This is a genomic window from Streptomyces sp. NPDC048825 (genome assembly GCF_043198355.1).
In the GTDB taxonomy this organism is placed as follows: Bacteria; Actinomycetota; Actinomycetes; order Streptomycetales; family Streptomycetaceae; genus Streptomyces; species Streptomyces xiangluensis.
In genome coordinates this window covers 108,894-122,726 of sequence record NZ_JBICUR010000009.1, presented here as the reverse complement: position 1 = coordinate 122,726, position 13,833 = coordinate 108,894, and the positions used below count along the sequence as shown (strand labels likewise).

Annotated in this window: 16 protein-coding genes; 6 read left to right on the top strand and 10 right to left on the bottom strand. The window is 70.5% G+C overall.

Translation table 11 applies throughout. The annotated features are described in order from the left end of the window. Positions 1 to 2: 2 nt before the first annotated feature. The 3 genes from ACGFNK_RS22570 to ACGFNK_RS22560 all read left to right on the top strand — a co-directional run bounded on the left by ACGFNK_RS22570 (position 3) and on the right by ACGFNK_RS22560 (position 2,543). A complete protein-coding gene (locus ACGFNK_RS22570; RefSeq protein ID WP_393418463.1) occupies positions 3 to 1,514 on the top strand; it encodes an MFS transporter in 1,512 nt (503 codons plus the stop codon). A gap of 112 nt (positions 1,515 to 1,626) precedes the next feature. After that, positions 1,627 to 1,989 (top strand): DUF1304 domain-containing protein, encoded by a 363-nt coding sequence (locus ACGFNK_RS22565; RefSeq protein WP_344397333.1) that lies wholly within the window; start codon positions 1,627 to 1,629, stop codon positions 1,987 to 1,989. Then, positions 1,986 to 2,543 (top strand): TetR/AcrR family transcriptional regulator, encoded by a 558-nt coding sequence (locus ACGFNK_RS22560; RefSeq protein WP_393418461.1) that lies wholly within the window; start codon positions 1,986 to 1,988, stop codon positions 2,541 to 2,543. The genes ACGFNK_RS22565 and ACGFNK_RS22560 overlap by 4 nt, the downstream gene beginning before the upstream one ends. 84 nt (positions 2,544 to 2,627) lie before the next feature. On the opposite strand, the gene ACGFNK_RS22555 is transcribed toward ACGFNK_RS22560, so the two are convergent. Together ACGFNK_RS22555 and ACGFNK_RS22550 are read right to left on the bottom strand one after the other, a co-directional pair. Next, a complete protein-coding gene (locus ACGFNK_RS22555; protein WP_393418459.1) occupies positions 2,628 to 3,734 on the bottom strand; it encodes an NAD(P)-dependent alcohol dehydrogenase in 1,107 nt (368 codons plus the stop codon). Between the two features lie 38 nt (positions 3,735 to 3,772). After that, the gene (locus ACGFNK_RS22550) at positions 3,773 to 5,227 is read right to left on the bottom strand and encodes an aldehyde dehydrogenase family protein (protein WP_393418457.1); all 1,455 of its coding nucleotides are present in this window, start codon (positions 5,225 to 5,227) and stop codon (positions 3,773 to 3,775) included. A gap of 104 nt (positions 5,228 to 5,331) precedes the next feature. Here ACGFNK_RS22550 and ACGFNK_RS22545 point away from each other — a divergent pair, with 104 nt between their 5' ends. After that, positions 5,332 to 5,772 carry a MarR family winged helix-turn-helix transcriptional regulator gene (locus ACGFNK_RS22545; protein WP_386342935.1) on the top strand — a complete coding sequence of 147 codons (441 nt, stop codon included), beginning with the start codon at positions 5,332 to 5,334 and terminating at the stop codon, positions 5,770 to 5,772. A gap of 170 nt (positions 5,773 to 5,942) precedes the next feature. Further along, a complete protein-coding gene (locus ACGFNK_RS22540; protein WP_393418454.1) occupies positions 5,943 to 6,329 on the top strand; it encodes an anti-sigma factor antagonist in 387 nt (128 codons plus the stop codon). A gap of 47 nt (positions 6,330 to 6,376) precedes the next feature. On the opposite strand, the gene tuf is transcribed toward ACGFNK_RS22540, so the two are convergent. After that, positions 6,377 to 7,570 carry an elongation factor Tu gene (gene tuf / locus ACGFNK_RS22535; protein ID WP_386342939.1) on the bottom strand — a complete coding sequence of 398 codons (1,194 nt, stop codon included), beginning with the start codon at positions 7,568 to 7,570 and terminating at the stop codon, positions 6,377 to 6,379. 153 nt (positions 7,571 to 7,723) lie between these two features. Beyond that, entirely contained in the window at positions 7,724 to 8,917 is a 1,194-nt protein-coding gene (locus tag ACGFNK_RS22530) for a cytochrome P450 (protein WP_393418452.1), read from the bottom strand. 367 nt (positions 8,918 to 9,284) lie between these two features. Here ACGFNK_RS22530 and ACGFNK_RS22525 point away from each other — a divergent pair, with 367 nt between their 5' ends. After that, positions 9,285 to 9,935, top strand: coding sequence for a DUF4230 domain-containing protein (locus ACGFNK_RS22525; RefSeq protein ID WP_386342943.1), 651 nt, complete (start codon positions 9,285 to 9,287; stop codon positions 9,933 to 9,935). A 34-nt stretch (positions 9,936 to 9,969) separates the two neighbouring features. Here the strand turns inward: ACGFNK_RS22525 and ACGFNK_RS22520 are convergent, their stop codons facing one another. From ACGFNK_RS22520 to ACGFNK_RS22495, 6 genes are read right to left on the bottom strand one after another with little or no spacing between them, the layout of a single operon-like run. Further along, positions 9,970 to 11,739: a complex I subunit 5 family protein gene (locus ACGFNK_RS22520; RefSeq protein ID WP_393418450.1), complete on the bottom strand. Its 1,770-nt coding sequence runs from the start codon at positions 11,737 to 11,739 to the stop codon at positions 9,970 to 9,972. Then, positions 11,739 to 12,089 carry an NADH-quinone oxidoreductase subunit K gene (locus tag ACGFNK_RS22515; RefSeq protein WP_386343534.1) on the bottom strand — a complete coding sequence of 117 codons (351 nt, stop codon included), beginning with the start codon at positions 12,087 to 12,089 and terminating at the stop codon, positions 11,739 to 11,741. The genes ACGFNK_RS22520 and ACGFNK_RS22515 overlap by 1 nt, the downstream gene beginning before the upstream one ends. Positions 12,090 to 12,096: 7 nt before the next feature. Beyond that, positions 12,097 to 12,879, bottom strand: a complete 783-nt coding sequence (gene mbhE, locus ACGFNK_RS22510; protein ID WP_393418448.1) for a hydrogen gas-evolving membrane-bound hydrogenase subunit E — start codon at positions 12,877 to 12,879, stop codon at positions 12,097 to 12,099. Beyond that, positions 12,876 to 13,130, bottom strand: coding sequence for a Na(+)/H(+) antiporter subunit B (locus tag ACGFNK_RS22505; RefSeq protein WP_393418446.1), 255 nt, complete (start codon positions 13,128 to 13,130; stop codon positions 12,876 to 12,878). Before ACGFNK_RS22505 ends, mbhE begins: the two co-directional genes overlap by 4 nt. Further along, positions 13,123 to 13,581, bottom strand: coding sequence for an MrpF/PhaF family protein (locus tag ACGFNK_RS22500; protein ID WP_393418444.1), 459 nt, complete (start codon positions 13,579 to 13,581; stop codon positions 13,123 to 13,125). Before ACGFNK_RS22500 ends, ACGFNK_RS22505 begins: the two co-directional genes overlap by 8 nt. After that, the gene (locus ACGFNK_RS22495; RefSeq protein WP_393418442.1) at positions 13,578 to 13,763 is read right to left on the bottom strand and encodes a hypothetical protein; all 186 of its coding nucleotides are present in this window, start codon (positions 13,761 to 13,763) and stop codon (positions 13,578 to 13,580) included. The genes ACGFNK_RS22500 and ACGFNK_RS22495 overlap by 4 nt, the downstream gene beginning before the upstream one ends. Positions 13,764 to 13,833: the final 70 nt, after the last annotated feature.

The window sequence follows — 13,833 nt, the reverse complement described above, 5'->3', positions numbered from 1 at the left end:
TCTTGGGACGTACACGGCTGTTCGCGTTGTTTGCCCTTCTCACGCTGACCGGGTTCATCACGACGCTCGACAACACGGTCATCAACGTGGCCCTGCCGACCGTGCAGCGCGAACTCGGCTTGAGCGTCACGGACTTGGAGTGGGTGGCCAGCAGTTACGTACTCAGTTTCGGCGCGCTGCTGCTGCCCGGCGGGCGGCTGACCGATCTGTTCGGGCGCCGGTCCGTGCTGGCGGTGGGGGTCGTGGTCTTCACGGCGGCGTCGGCGGCTGCGGCCGTCGCGGACAGCGGTGGCACGCTGATCGCGGCCCGTACGGTGCAGGGGGTCGGGGCCGCGCTGGTGATCCCGGCGTCGCTGGCCGTGGTCGCCGCCGATCTGCCCGCGCGACGGCAGTCGATGGCTGTCGGCCTGTGGACGGCGGCGCTCGCCGTGGCGCTGGCGCTGGGGCCCGTGGTCGGCGGCTTCGTCACCCAACAGTGGAGCTGGGGCTGGGTGTTCGCGCTGAACATACCCTTCGGGATCATCGCTCTGCTGCTGATGCCCGCCGTGCCCGCCAAGGCGAAAGGGCCGCCCGGGGCCGAGCCCCGGCGCGGCGGGCTCGATCTGCCGGGTGTGCTGCTCTCCGTTCTCGCGCTCTATCTGCTGACGTACGGGCTGGTGCGGGGCACGGAGCACGGGTTCGGCACCGCCCCCGTACCGCTGTGCCTGGGTGTTTCAGCCGTCGCCGCCTGTGCGTTCCTCCTCGCGGAGACCCGGACCGGCCGGCCGCTCCTCGAACTCGGGCTGCTGCGCGACCGGTTCCTCACGGGCGGGGTGATCGCGCAGGTGCTGTGGGGCATCGGCGTGAACGGCGTCTTCTTCTTCACGGCCCTCTACCTCCAGCAGGTGCTCGGCTTCTCCCCGACCAAGGCAGGGCTGGCCTTCCTGCCGCTGGCCGGTGCGCTGCTGCTCTGCACTCCGCTGGCCGAGCGGGCGGCTCGCGTACTGGGCGCCCATGTGTCGATCGCGACGGGGCTCGGCGTGGTGGCGGCCGGTCTGCTGTACGTCTCGGGGACAGGCGCACACGCCGACTACTGGGATCTCCAGCCGGGCCTGCTGATGATCGGCGCAGGATCGGCGCTCACCACTCCGCTGACGGTCCGCTGTCTCGCCCAGGTCCCGGATGCACGGACAGGGATGGCGACCGGTCTGGTGAGCGCGGCGCGCGAAGTCTCCGGGGTGTTCGGGGTGGTACTGGTCGGCGTCGTCCTCACCCGACGCGAGCGCTCCGAACTGCGGTCGGGCACGGATCCGAGCAACGCGTTCCTGGAGGGCTACGACCTCGGGCTGCGGCTCGCGGCGTGCTGTGTGCTGGCGGGCGCGTTCGTCACGCTGACGACGCTGCGCCGCCGGGGGCGGCATCGGCGGGCACGGCAACGGTGGGTACGGCAACGGTGGGTACGGCAACGCCGGGAGCCGACACCCGCCGGAACTCCCCCGGTCGCGGGGACGCTCACAGGGACATCCCCGAGGTGACCACATCGCGAGGAGCTCACCCAGGTACTTCCTGGGCAGCTGTCCATGTATGGTGGACATCTGCCCAGGAATTCCAGGGCAGCACCAAGCCCCTCAGAGGAGCCCCCCGGTCATGCAAGCGCTCGCAAACGTGTTGGTCGGGCTTGTGGCTGCCCTGCACGCCTACATCCTGGTTCTGGAGATGTTTCTGTGGGAGCGGAAGCCGGGGCGGGGGCTGCACGGGTTTGAGCCGGAGATGGCGCGGGCCACCGCGGCGATGGCCGCCAACCAGGGGCTCTACAACGGATTTCTTGCTGCGGGCCTCGTGTGGGGACTGGTCGCCGGGGATCCGACGGGGTTCCGCGCGCAGGTGTTCTTCCTGGTGTGCGTGATCGTCGCGGGTGTCTATGGAGCTGTGACCGCGAACCGCCGCATCCTGTTCGCCCAGGCACTGCCCGGCACCCTCGCCCTGATCGCCGTCCTCGTCGCCCGGTGACCCCCGCCTCCGACCCCCGGTCCGAACGCACCCGGGCCAAGCTGCGCCGCACGCTCCTCGACGAGTGCGCGCGGCGCCCGCTGTCGGAGGTCACCGTCGCGGCCCTGGTGCGTGGGGCCGGAGTCGGGCGGGCCACGTTCTATCTGCACTACGCCGACCTGGAGGCACTCGCGGTCGACGCCTGCGCCGATGTCGTACGCGATGCCGTGGAGGCCCTGCACGCCTGGCGCGGCCGGCCCGACCCGAGGACCGCGCCGCCCGCGTTGCTGGAGTTCTTCGAGGGCCTGCCCCCGCATGCTCCGCTCTACCGCGCCCTGTTGAGCCCGGGCGGCGGGGGCCCACTGGGCCGCGTACTGCATCAGGATCTGCGTGCCCGCAGCCAGGCCGAGCGCGAACTCGTGGGTGCGCCCGAGGCACCGCTCATCGCCTCCGCCGTGGCCGCGACGTTCGCCGGAGTCCTCGCCGACTGGCTGCATGGACTCATCGAGGCCACCCCGGAGGAGATCGCACACCGGGTGTGGCGCCTGCTCGTCACCCTGAACCTCAGCCAGTAGGGCCCACGCCGTTCACCGCCGGCGCCGGCACGGCGGAAGGGGCGCCCCATCGCGGGGCGCCCCTCGCCAAGCCGGATGCCGACGTCAGGCGAAGGTCATCACCGGCTTGATCGCCTTGCCGGCGCCCATGTCCTGTACGGCCTGCCCGATGTCCTCGAAGGCGTACTTGCTGATCAGCCGATCCAACGGCAGGCGGCCCTCGCGGACCAGCTTGACCAGGGCGGGTATCGCGGTCTGGGTCTCGTGGTCGCCGAGCGTGAGGCCCACCACGCGCTTGCCGCCGAGCATTCCGTTGACGTCCAGGGCGACTTCCGAGCCGAACGGCGGGGCGCCGACGATGACCGCCGTGCCGCGTGCGGCGAGCGCGTCCACGCCCTTGCGCAGGACGGCGACGCTGCCGGTGGTCTCCACCACGCCGTCCGCCCCGGCGCCGTCCGTGATCACCTGGATCGCCTCCAGGATGTCCCCGTCACCGGCGTTCACGGTGTGTGTGGCGCCCAACTCGCGGGCCAGCTCCAGCCGTTCGGCCACCAAGTCGACGGCGATCACCGTGGTCGCGGGTGTCATGGCGGCAGCCATCACCGCGGACAGACCGACCGCGCCGGCCCCGAGGATCACCAGCGTGTCACCGGTCCGGGGCGCAAGGACGTTCCATACGGCGCCGACGCCGGTCTGCACGCCGCAGCCCAGCGGTGCGATGGTCTCCAGCGGTACGTCCCGGTCGACCTTGACGAGGCTGCGCTGGTCCACCAACGCCCGCTCGGCGAACGAGGACTGGCCGAAGAAGTGGCCCCCGAGGGGCTCGCCGTCGCGGCTGATGGTGCTGGTGCCGTCGGGCCGGCGCCCGCCGAGCAGGTTCAGCGGCAGCCAGGTGGCGCAGTAGGCCGGGTGTCCGTCACGGCAGTTCTTGCAGCCGCCGCAGGACGTGAAGGACATCAGTACGTGGTCGCCGGGCTCGATGCCGGTGACGTCCGAGCCGACGGCCTCGACGACGCCCGCGCCCTCGTGCCCGAGGACTCCTGGCAGAGGGAAGGGCAGACCGCCACCGGCCACACCGAGGTCGGTGTGGCACAGACCGGCGGCGACCATCCGGACGAGCGCCTCGTTCGGACGCGGTTCGTCGAGCTCGACGGTGGACAGCGTGAACGGCGCTCCCCCGGACTCGACCACGGCTGCACGAGTGGTGGACATACTCAACTCCTTACGAGAGTGACGAGAAGCGGGAGCGCTCAGTCGAGCGAGATGACGACGGACTTGACCTTGGTGTACGCGGCGAGCGCCTCGGGCCCGTACTCCCGGCCGAAGCCGGAGGCCTTGACCCCGCCGAAGGGGACGTTGGGGTCGAGCATCGCCCACTCGTTGACCCAGACGATGCCGGCCTCGAGGCGGTCGGCGACCCGGTGCGCGCGAGCGAGGTTGCTGGTCTGGAGGCCCGAAGCCAGCCCGTACGGCGTGGAGTTGGCCATCTCGACGGCCTCGTCCTCGGAGTCGAAGGGCTGCACGGTGAGGACCGGGCCGAAGATCTCCTCCTGGACGACACGGGAGTCGTTGGCGAGGTCGGCGATGACCGTGGGCTTGTAGTAGAAGCCGCCGTTCAGGTCGAGGCGCTCACCGCCGCAGACGATGCGGGCGCCCTCCTTGCGGGCCAGTTCGACGTACTCCTCGACCTTCTTCAGGTGCTTCTCCCCCGCCATCGGTCCGACGACGGTCTCGGGCCGGCGGGGGTCGCCGACCGGAACGCCGGGCACGGCGTCGGCGAGAATGCCGACCACGGTGTCGTACAGCGGGCGGGCGACCAGCAGGCGCGGGCCGCCCATGCAGAACTGACCCGTGTTGAAGACGAAGCCCTTGATGACGGCGCCGATGGCCTTCTCGATGTCGGCGTCCTCGAAGACGATGTGGGCCGCGTTGCCGCCGAGCTCCATCGTGACCGGCTTGAGGGCCTCACCGGCGATGCTCGCCGCGTGCCGGCCGACCGCGGTGGAACCGGTGAAGGCCACCTTGTCGATGCCGGGGTTGCGCAGCAGCGCCTCACCGGCGACCGGGCCGCTGCCGGTGACGACGTTGTAGACGCCGTCCGGGACGCCGGCCTTCTTCAGCAGGCCGGCCATGTAGAGGGCGCTGAGCGGGGTCTCGTCGGCGGGCTTGTGCACCACCGTGTTGCCGGCCGCGAGCGCCGGGGCGATCTTCGAACCGGCAAGGATCAGCGGGAAGTTGAAGGGCGTGATCGCGGCGACCACCCCGAGCGGACCGCGCCGGGTGTAGGCGTGGGCGTTGAGCGGGGTGTCCCGGGTCGCGCCGTCCAGGGTCCAGGCGAGGGAGCCGTAGTACTCGTAGTCATTGGCCGCGTTCGTCACATCGACGGCGTGGCACAGCGAGATCGGCTTGCCGACGTCGAGGCTCTCCAGGGTCGCGATCTCGTCCGCGTTCTCCCTGATCAGCTCGGCGACCCGGTGCAGCACACGGCCCCGCTCACGGCCGCTCAGCGCGGCCCAGCCGCTGTTCTCGAAGGCGTCGCGTGCGGCCCGTACGGCCGCGTCGACGTCGGAGGCATCGGCCTCCGCGACCGTCGTGACCACCTGGCCCGTCGACGGGTCGATCACATCCGTACGCGCCCCGCCGGACGCTTCCCGCCACTGGCCGCCGATGAACAGCTGCCCGGGCTCGCTCTCGAAGGTGGTCATGGCCACTCCCCAGCCTTGTTCGCCAAGATTTCAATCAACAGGATTCCTGTTGGTTCGCAGTCTCATTACAGACAGGTTTCCTGTCAATGCCTTACGCTGACCCCATGGTCGGCACCAAGGCATCCACCAAGGCACCTCCGTCACTCCTGTACATGATCAAGCAGGTGGAACTCGTGGTGCGCTCCCATCTGGACGAGCTGCTGCGACCGGCGGGGATCACGGCGTTGCAGTACACCTCGCTCACCGTCCTGGAGCGGCACGACGGTCTGTCCGCGGCCCAGCTCGCGCGCGACTCGTTCGTCACCGCGCAGTCCGTGGCCGATGTGGTCCGGGCCCTGGAGAACCGCGGCCTGGTACGCCGCGAGCGCAATCCCCGCAACCGCCGGGAACTCCTCATCCTTCTCACCGAGTCTGGCCGCGATCTGCTCGCACGGCACGCCGAACCCGTGAGAGAACTCGAGGAGCGCATGGTCCGCAATCTCACCGCGCACCAGACCGACCAGTTCCGGCTGGCGCTGTCGAAGGCGTGGCAGGCGCTCTCGTAGCGGCGCGGCTGCACGGTCGTACGGAATAGGCCTGTAACCGTTGGCCATCGAACCCCGCAAATCCAAGACATATGTCAATCGAACATGCTGGAATTCACGCCATCGGGGTCGACAGAGTGCTCAGGGTGCTCAGGGTGCTCAGGGGCGGGGAACGGTGAGGTGATGTCGGCGTGCGCAACGGAACCGAGACCCTCACCCCGCATCTGCACGTCCACCGGGACCGCGGGTACACCGTGCTGGAGTTCCACGGCGAGATCGACATCATCGCGGCGCTGGAGACCGTCCCGTTCCTGGACGCGGCGACGGGGCGTCCAGGAGCGCAGGTCGTGCTCGATCTGCGGCACATCGAGTTCTTCGACTGCTCGGGACTGCGCTTACTCCACCGGGCCCGGCTCCGGGTCCTCGAACGCGGCGGGCGGCTGCGGCTGGTCTGCACCCACCCGCTGACCCTGCGCATCCTCCAGGTGACCGGGCTCGCGGCGCACCTGCCCGCGCTGTCGACCCTGGAAGAGGCACTGGAGCAGCCCGAGACCACCTCCAGCTCCGGCTCCGCATGACCTGCCACTGACCTGCCCGGAGGTGCGCCCCGGAGGTCGCCCGGGGGCTACTTCACGACCTTGGTTACCTGACCGGCGCCGACGGTCCTACCGCCCTCACGGATGGCGAACTTCAGCCCCTCCTCCATGGCGACAGGCTGGATCAGCTCGACGTTCATGGTGGTGTTGTCGCCGGGCATGACCATCTCGGTGCCCTGCGGCAGGGTCACCACACCGGTCACATCCGTCGTACGGAAGTAGAACTGCGGACGGTAGTTGTTGAAGAACGGCGTGTGCCTTCCTCCCTCGTCCTTGGACAGGATGTACGACCGCGCCTCGAACTCGGTGTGCGGAGTCACCGAGCCCGGCTTGATGATGACCTGCCCGCGCTCCACGTCCTCGCGCTTCACGCCGCGCAGCAGCAGACCGCAGTTCTCCCCGGCCCGTCCCTCGTCGAGGAGCTTGCGGAACATCTCGATGCCGGTGACCGTGGTCGTGGTCTTCTCCGGCTTGATGCCGATGATGTCGACGGTCTCGTTGACCTTCAGGACGCCGCGCTCGATACGGCCGGTGACGACCGTACCGCGGCCCGTGATGGTGAAGACGTCCTCGATCGGCATCAGGAACGGCTGGTCGACATCGCGTACCGGCTCGGGCACGAACTCGTCGACGGCCCTGAGGAGTTCGAGGACCGACTGGCTCCACCGCTCGTCACCTTCGAGCGCCTTGAGCGCGGAGACGCGGACGACCGGGACGTCGTCGCCCGGGAACTCGTAGTCGGTGAGCAGCTCGCGCACCTCCAGTTCGACGAGTTCGAGGATCTCCTCGTCGTCCACCATGTCGGCCTTGTTCAGGGCGACGACGATGTACGGCACGCCGACCTGACGCGCGAGCAGGACGTGCTCCTTGGTCTGCGGCATCGGGCCGTCCGTGGCGGCGACGACGAGGATCGCCCCGTCCATCTGCGCCGCGCCCGTGATCATGTTCTTGATGTAGTCCGCGTGACCGGGGCAGTCGACGTGCGCGTAGTGCCGGTTCTCCGTCTGGTACTCGACATGCGCGATCGAGATCGTGATGCCGCGCTGACGTTCCTCGGGCGCCTTGTCGATCTGCTCGAACGGCGTGTACGGGTTCAGGTCGGGGAACCTGTCGTGCAGCACCTTGGTCACGGCTGCCGTAAGGGTCGTCTTACCGTGGTCGATATGACCGATGGTCCCAATGTTCACATGCGGTTTGGTCCGCTCGAACTTCGCCTTGGACACTGCAGGCCCTCCTGATCACCTGGGTGACGCCGAGCGCGCTTGGCTTGGTCCTGTCGCCGTGTTCTCTCCGTGTTATGGGGTCCTGTTTTCAGAGTACGCGGGTAGGGCGAGCCGCATCGAGCGGCGGCTGCGGGCACCGCACCGAGGCCCCCGTCACCAGCTCACCGGCAGTCGCAGCGGGCTGCGGGTCATCTGGCCCTCTCGCCAGGTGATCGTTTCCGGGGTGAACGCGGCGGTCAGCCGGGGGAAGCGGGCGGCAAGGTGGTGCAGGGCGAGTTCGAGTTCGAGGCGGGCAAGCCATGCGCCGAGGCAGTGGTGTGGGCCCGCGCCGAAGGCCACGCTGGGGGTCGGGAGCGGGCCGGAGAGGTCCGGCATGCCCGGCGGGTAGACCTGGGGGTCGCGGTTGGCGACGTTCGTCAGGAGGGCGACGACGCTGCCGGCCGGGATCGTCACTCCGCCGACCTCCGTGTCCTCGACGGCCCGCCGGATCAGTCCGGGCAGGACGCGTCCCTCGGAGAGCGGAACGGTGCGCAGGAGCTGTTCGGCCGCGGTGGCCGCCGCCTCCTCGTCCTTCGCGAGGCCCAGCCAGTCGGCGCGGCCGTCGGTGAGGAGGTAGACGACCGCGTTGCCGAGGGCGGTCATGGTCGTCTCGTGTCCGGCGACGACCAATCCGCAGACGAGGGACGTCAGTTGCAGGTCGTCGACACCGGGGGTCGCATCCCCGGCCGCCACCAGCTCGCTGACCAGGTCCTCCCCCGGCGCGGCCCGCCGCTCGGCGATGAGCTGCGCGGAGAACGCGCCGAACTCCATCAGCGCGCGCTCGACTTCCTCCGCGGTGTGCGCGCCGCCGGACAGGGCATGGTCGGCCCAGTAGCGTATTCGCTCGCTGTCCAGGTGCTCCAGGCCCATGAGGCGGCAGATCACCGAAACCGGCAGCGGCCGGGTGAACCCCTCGATGATGTCGGCGGGTTGGGGCCGCTCGGCGAACCGGTCGAGCAACGTGGTGACCGTACCGGCCACCCAGGGCCGCCAGCGCGCGATCGCCCGCGGGGTGAACGCCCGCTGCACGGTCCGGCGCAGCCGCTGATGGCCAGGACCGTCCTGGTTGAGCAGCGCGTTCGGACTGTCGAGCAGGTTCGGCACGACGAGCAGGCGTGGCGGACCGTCGCCGTACAGCGAACTGCGGTCGAAACGCGGGTCCATGAGTACCTGGCGTACGTCGGCATGCCTGCTGACGAGCCAGACGGGTGTGCCGGTGGCGAGGGTGCCACGACGGGGCGGCCCGGCCTCCGGGAGGGGCATGCGATGCATGGGGACGAGGGGCCGGGAGGTGCTGTGTGAGGTCATCCGGGTCTCCTGGCACGCCGGTGGGGGAACACCCACGCTAGTGCGCCGCGAATGCCGCGTCTCGGTCGCATTCGGCCAAGGGCGAGATACCGCGCCCGAAGGGGCGCGGGGCTGTGACGTATGCGGCTCCGCCGCGATGGGTCCCCCCGCTCATGGGGGTCCCCCCCGCTCGAGCGAAGTCGAGAGTGGGGGAGGAGCCGAGAGTGGGGGAGCGACCAGCCACGACGTACCCGCGGCTTCGATACCGCAATTCCTGCGGAGCGTTTCGTGCGCCGTCAATGCGCCCGTCTCGGTCGCATTCGGCCAAGGAAGCGGTCCGGCAACGGACTTGATGGGTATTCAACAATCGGGAAGGAGGTCGTTCGACATGACGACGTCCCTGAAGCGCATGCCCGGATGGGCAAAGCTCCTGAGCGCGGTACTCCTGGTACTGGTGGTGCTCTTCGCCGGGCTGCGGCTGAGTCTGCTGCCCGGCCTGGGCGATGTGTTCCGCGAGGACACCCACGACCGGTCGGGGCCCACGCTCCTCAAGTCGATCCAGGACATCAGCCGTTACGACGCCGCCTCCGGCAACTTCCAGGTGGTGGTGGATCTGGAGAAGGACGCCCGTTTCCTGCCCGACGCGCTCCGCGGCACCCGCACCCTGTACGTGGGCGCCGGCACCGTGGACGCCTATGTGGACCTCGGAAAGGTCGGCGAGAACGACGTGACGGTCAACGAGGACCGCACGTCCGCCACGCTCAAACTCCCACACGCCGCGCTGGGCAAGCCCGCCCTCGACCCCGACCATTCGTACGCCGTGTCCAAGCAGCGCGGTCTCCTCGACCGCCTCGGCGACATCTTCTCGGACAACCCGAACGACGAACGCGCCGTCCAGCGGCTCGCCGCCCGGCACATCGGTGACGCGGCGAAGGACAGCCGGCTCACCGCCCGCGCCGAGGAGAACACCACCAGCATGCTCAAGGGGCTGCTGGGCTCCCTGGGCTTCAAGGAGGTGAACGTGACCTACGGGTCGTGAGCCCGCCGTCCCCGAACGGTGATCCATGCCGTCCTCAACCGATGTGGATGCCGGGCAGGGCCAGGCCGCCCACCAGCGCCGCGCCCGCGAGCAGCCAGGCCACGTAGTCCCCGATGTGGCCGGACTGCAGGCGGCGCAGCGGCGCGGCCGCGGCCTCGCCCGGCAGCCAGGTCCGACGGGTGACGGCGAGCCCGGCGAGGCCCACGGCCAGCAAGGTCGAGGTCAGGCCCAGAAGCACTCCGGCCGGGGTCCAGTGGGGTGAGGCGAACGCCGGCGCGGCGCCCGCTTCGTTCACGGCGTGGTCCACGACGGTGGCGAAGCCCGGCGCCACGCCGGCGGTGAGCGAGGCTGCGAGCAGCACCGCGGGGACGGTCGTCATCGTGTCCGGTACGCGCCTGAGCCGCCGCCGGGTCTCGGGCGGCTCACCGGCGCCGGTCGTCTCGTACGAGGCGTGTTCCTCGGGTTTTGGACCGAGCCCGAGGAACACGCGCGCGGCGACCCGCAGCACTGCGCCCGCGGTCACCGTCGACACGGCCACGTACAGCAAGGTCAGCGCGGGCCCGGCCGCCTCCTCGGTGAGCGCCTTGCCCAGTGCGGTGCCGAACGGCGGCAGTCCGGCCAGGCCCAGCGCGCCGATGACGAAGAGCGCCGCGACACCGCGCAGTTCCCGGGCGCGCCCGTGCAGCGTGTGCTCGTCGACGCTGCCGAACCGGTCGAGGACGATGCCCGCGCAGGCGAAGAGGGCGGCCTTCACTCCGGCATGGCCGAGGATGTAGAGCGCGACTCCGCCGTCCGACGCCGGGGTGAGGACGCCGACACCGGTGAGGAACAGCCCGGTATGGGCGACCGTCGAGTAGGCGAGCAGGCGTTTGATGTGGCGCTGGCACCAGCACATCACCGCGCCGACCACCGCCGTCAGCACACCCAGCACCAGCAGCACGCGTTGCAGGTCCGCCGCCGGGATGCCGCCCGGGCCCGCGAAGACGTCTCCGTACACCCGCCAGACCCCGAACACGCCGAGCTCGACCATCACGCCGGACAGCAGCATGCACACGGGGGTCGGCGCGACCGCGTGCGCGTCCGGCAGCCAGAAGTGGAAGGGCACGGCCGCCGCCTTGACGAGCAGCCCGGTCAGGACGAGAACGAAGGCGGCGAGGACCAGCGCGTCGGGCGGCCCTGCCGCGTCCAGCCGCCGCCCGATCTGCGTCATGGCCAGCTCGCCCGTACGCGCGTACAGCAGCCCGATGCCCATCAACATGGCATACGCGCCAAGGGAGTTGATCACCCCGAAGGTCAGCGCGCCCTGCACCGCCTTGGCCTCCTCGACCCGGTGGCCCGTCAGGGCGTAGGCCACGACGCTCATCAGCTCGAAGAAGACGAAGGCGTTGAACAGGTCCCCGGCGATCGCGAAGCCGCACATGCCGCCTTGGAAGAGCAGCATGAGCGCCGGGAAGGAGCCCGCGTGGCGGCGCGGCGGTTCGTCGAAGTAGTGCCAGGAGTACGCCAGTGCCGCCAGGGTCAGCAGTGACGCGAGCGCCGCCATGCCGAGCCCCGGCCCGTCGCCGACGAGCATGATGCCCACGCTCACGCCGTCGCGAGGCACCCAGTCGCCGGCCCATTCCACCAGAGGCGGCGAGGACTGGAGGGCCAGGAAGATCGCGAGGCCCGCCGTGGCCGCCGACACGGCGCAGCCCGCCGACTCGGCCCAGGCACGCGGCAGTCGGCGGCCACCGGCGACGAGCAGGGCGGCGCCGAGGAGCGGGACGGCGACGAGCAGCGGCAGCAGATGGTTCGGGTGGTTCATCAGCCGCGCAGCTCGGAGAGTTCGTCCGGGTCGAGGGTGCCGTGGCGTTTGGCGATCTGGAGGACGAGGGCGAGCAGCAGGGCGGTGACGGTGGCGCCCACGACCACATCGGTGAGGGCCAGGGACTGCACGACCGGGTCCACCACGGGCCGGGAGCCGGGCTCGATGTCGGAGTACACGGGGGCGGTGGCGCCGTCGCGGTATCCCACGGCGAGCAGCAGGACGTAGGTGGCCGCCTGGCAGACCGACAGGCAGCCGACGGCGTGGATGAGATTGCGGCTGGTGGCGAGGCCGTAGCAGCCGACGAGGAAGATCCATGCGGCGATCAGATACGGCAGGACGGACATCATGGTCGGCTCACTCCCCGTTCTCATCGGTCGCACTGTTCTTCTCGGTCGCGCCGTTCTTCTCGGTCCCCTCGATCTCGACGGCCTGGTCCAGGAAGCGGGCGAGCAGGACGACCACCGCGCAGGCGACCTCCATGCCGATGGCCGCGTTCAGCAGCGGGACGGCGCCGCCGGAGGACAGCGTGTTGAAAGTGCCGTACGGGAGCAGCGTGTTGGCGAGGAAGGCCGTGCCGGCCAGCACCCCCGCGATGCCCAGGACCAGATACGCGGACGCCCCGAGCGCGTCGCCGACCTCGTACAGGCCGACCGGCCGGATCCGCTCCAGGGCCCGGTAGTCGGCGCCGAGGTACAGCAGGTGAAGGGCGGTCGCGGCAACCACGCCGCCCTGGAAGCCGCCGCCCGGGCTGAGCTGCCCGTGGGCGATGACGTACAGGCCGGTGAGGAGGGCCACCGGAAGCGTGAGGAGCGCGTAGCGGCGTACGGGGACGGCCACTTGAGCGGGTGCCGGGCGGGCGCGGTGTTCCTCACGGGTCTGGCGGAGCAGCACGACGGTGCCCAGAACCGCCGAGAAGAGGATGGTCATCTCGCCCAAGGTGTCGAAGGCGCGCTGGTCGAAGATGACGGAGGACACGGTGTTGGCGGTCTGCCGGGCCAGCGACTCGCGCACCGCCCGGTCCCCGTAGGGGTGTTGGTCGCCGCCGAAGCCGGGCAGTTCCAGGCAGGCGGCGACGAGGAGCACCGCGAGGCCTGCGCCGCCGACGGCGAGGACCCACAGCCGTACGCGCCTGGTCATTCCGTACGCCCCTTCCGTTGCCGTCGCACCTTGCGCACCGAGAGGAGCAGCAGGAGCGGGGTGAGGGCCGATCCGACGGCGAGTTGGGAGAGGGCCACGTCGGGGGCGTGGAGCACGGTGAACAGCAGGGCCAGCGCGACGCCGAGCACGGCCAGGACCAGGGCCTGGCGTACGGGATCGCGGACCACGACGGCGGCGGTCGCGGCGGTGGCGACCAGCAGCAGGGCGACAGCGATCACCGCGTCAGCCATGGCGGTCCTCGCCCTTCGGCATGCCGTGGGCCAGCGCCCGGGAGGCGACGAGGGTGCCGCCGATCAACAGCACGCCCGTCACCAGCAGTTTCACCATGGCCCGGCCCGGTCCGGTGGCCACGCACACCGCGAGGACGACCGCCGCGCCGAAGCCCGCGGCCACCCAAGTGAGCGCCCGGGCGTGCGGCGGGTCATCGTCGAGGTCCTCGGCGAGCAGCCGGGCGAAGACGAGTGTGCCGACAGGGCCCAGGAGGGCGAGGATCAGGGCCATATCGACGTACGACGGTCTGCCGTAACCCTGGGCGAGCAGGAGCAGAGCGGGGCAGAACAGCGTGGTGGACAGGTTCTGCGCGACGACCCTGCGCCGCAGCGGGCCCGTGGCCACGCCCCACACCAGCGCCGCGCCTCCCCCGGCGAGCGTGGCCGTCGCCGTGACAGTCCAGCCGTTCATTCCGCGCTCACCGCCCGGCGCGCGGCTCGCGCCGCGACGGCGCCGACGAGGGCGGCGCCCGCGCCCACCACCAGCTCCAGGGCGTCCACGGTGGTGATGAACACCAGCCAGAGGACGGCCAGTGCGACCCACCAGGCGAGGACTTCGGACAGGGCGCGGAGCAGAGTCGTACGCCGCGTCATGCGCCCCACCTCCGAACCCACTGATCCTTGACCCTTTTAGATCGGAATGACCGATACGTCCGCCACGTCA

What these genes read in the sequence shown, in the direction of transcription:
- ACGFNK_RS22565 (WP_344397333.1), top strand. Translation starts at nt 1,627, where the DNA reads ATGCAAGCGCTCGCAAACGTGTTGGTCGGGCTTGTGGCTGCCCTGCAC.
- ACGFNK_RS22500 (WP_393418444.1), bottom strand. Translation starts at nt 13,581, where the DNA reads ATGAACGGCTGGACTGTCACGGCGACGGCCACGCTCGCCGGGGGAGGC.
- ACGFNK_RS22545 (WP_386342935.1), top strand. Translation starts at nt 5,332, where the DNA reads ATGGTCGGCACCAAGGCATCCACCAAGGCACCTCCGTCACTCCTGTAC.
- ACGFNK_RS22550 (WP_393418457.1), bottom strand. Translation starts at nt 5,227, where the DNA reads ATGACCACCTTCGAGAGCGAGCCCGGGCAGCTGTTCATCGGCGGCCAG.
- ACGFNK_RS22520 (WP_393418450.1), bottom strand. Translation starts at nt 11,739, where the DNA reads ATGAACCACCCGAACCATCTGCTGCCGCTGCTCGTCGCCGTCCCGCTC.
- ACGFNK_RS22555 (WP_393418459.1), bottom strand. Translation starts at nt 3,734, where the DNA reads ATGTCCACCACTCGTGCAGCCGTGGTCGAGTCCGGGGGAGCGCCGTTC.
- ACGFNK_RS22525 (WP_386342943.1), top strand. Translation starts at nt 9,285, where the DNA reads ATGACGACGTCCCTGAAGCGCATGCCCGGATGGGCAAAGCTCCTGAGC.
- ACGFNK_RS22530 (WP_393418452.1), bottom strand. Translation starts at nt 8,917, where the DNA reads ATGACCTCACACAGCACCTCCCGGCCCCTCGTCCCCATGCATCGCATG.
- ACGFNK_RS22505 (WP_393418446.1), bottom strand. Translation starts at nt 13,130, where the DNA reads ATGGCTGACGCGGTGATCGCTGTCGCCCTGCTGCTGGTCGCCACCGCC.
- ACGFNK_RS22515 (WP_386343534.1), bottom strand. Translation starts at nt 12,089, where the DNA reads ATGATGTCCGTCCTGCCGTATCTGATCGCCGCATGGATCTTCCTCGTC.
- mbhE (WP_393418448.1), bottom strand. Translation starts at nt 12,879, where the DNA reads ATGACCAGGCGCGTACGGCTGTGGGTCCTCGCCGTCGGCGGCGCAGGC.
- ACGFNK_RS22495 (WP_393418442.1), bottom strand. Translation starts at nt 13,763, where the DNA reads ATGACGCGGCGTACGACTCTGCTCCGCGCCCTGTCCGAAGTCCTCGCC.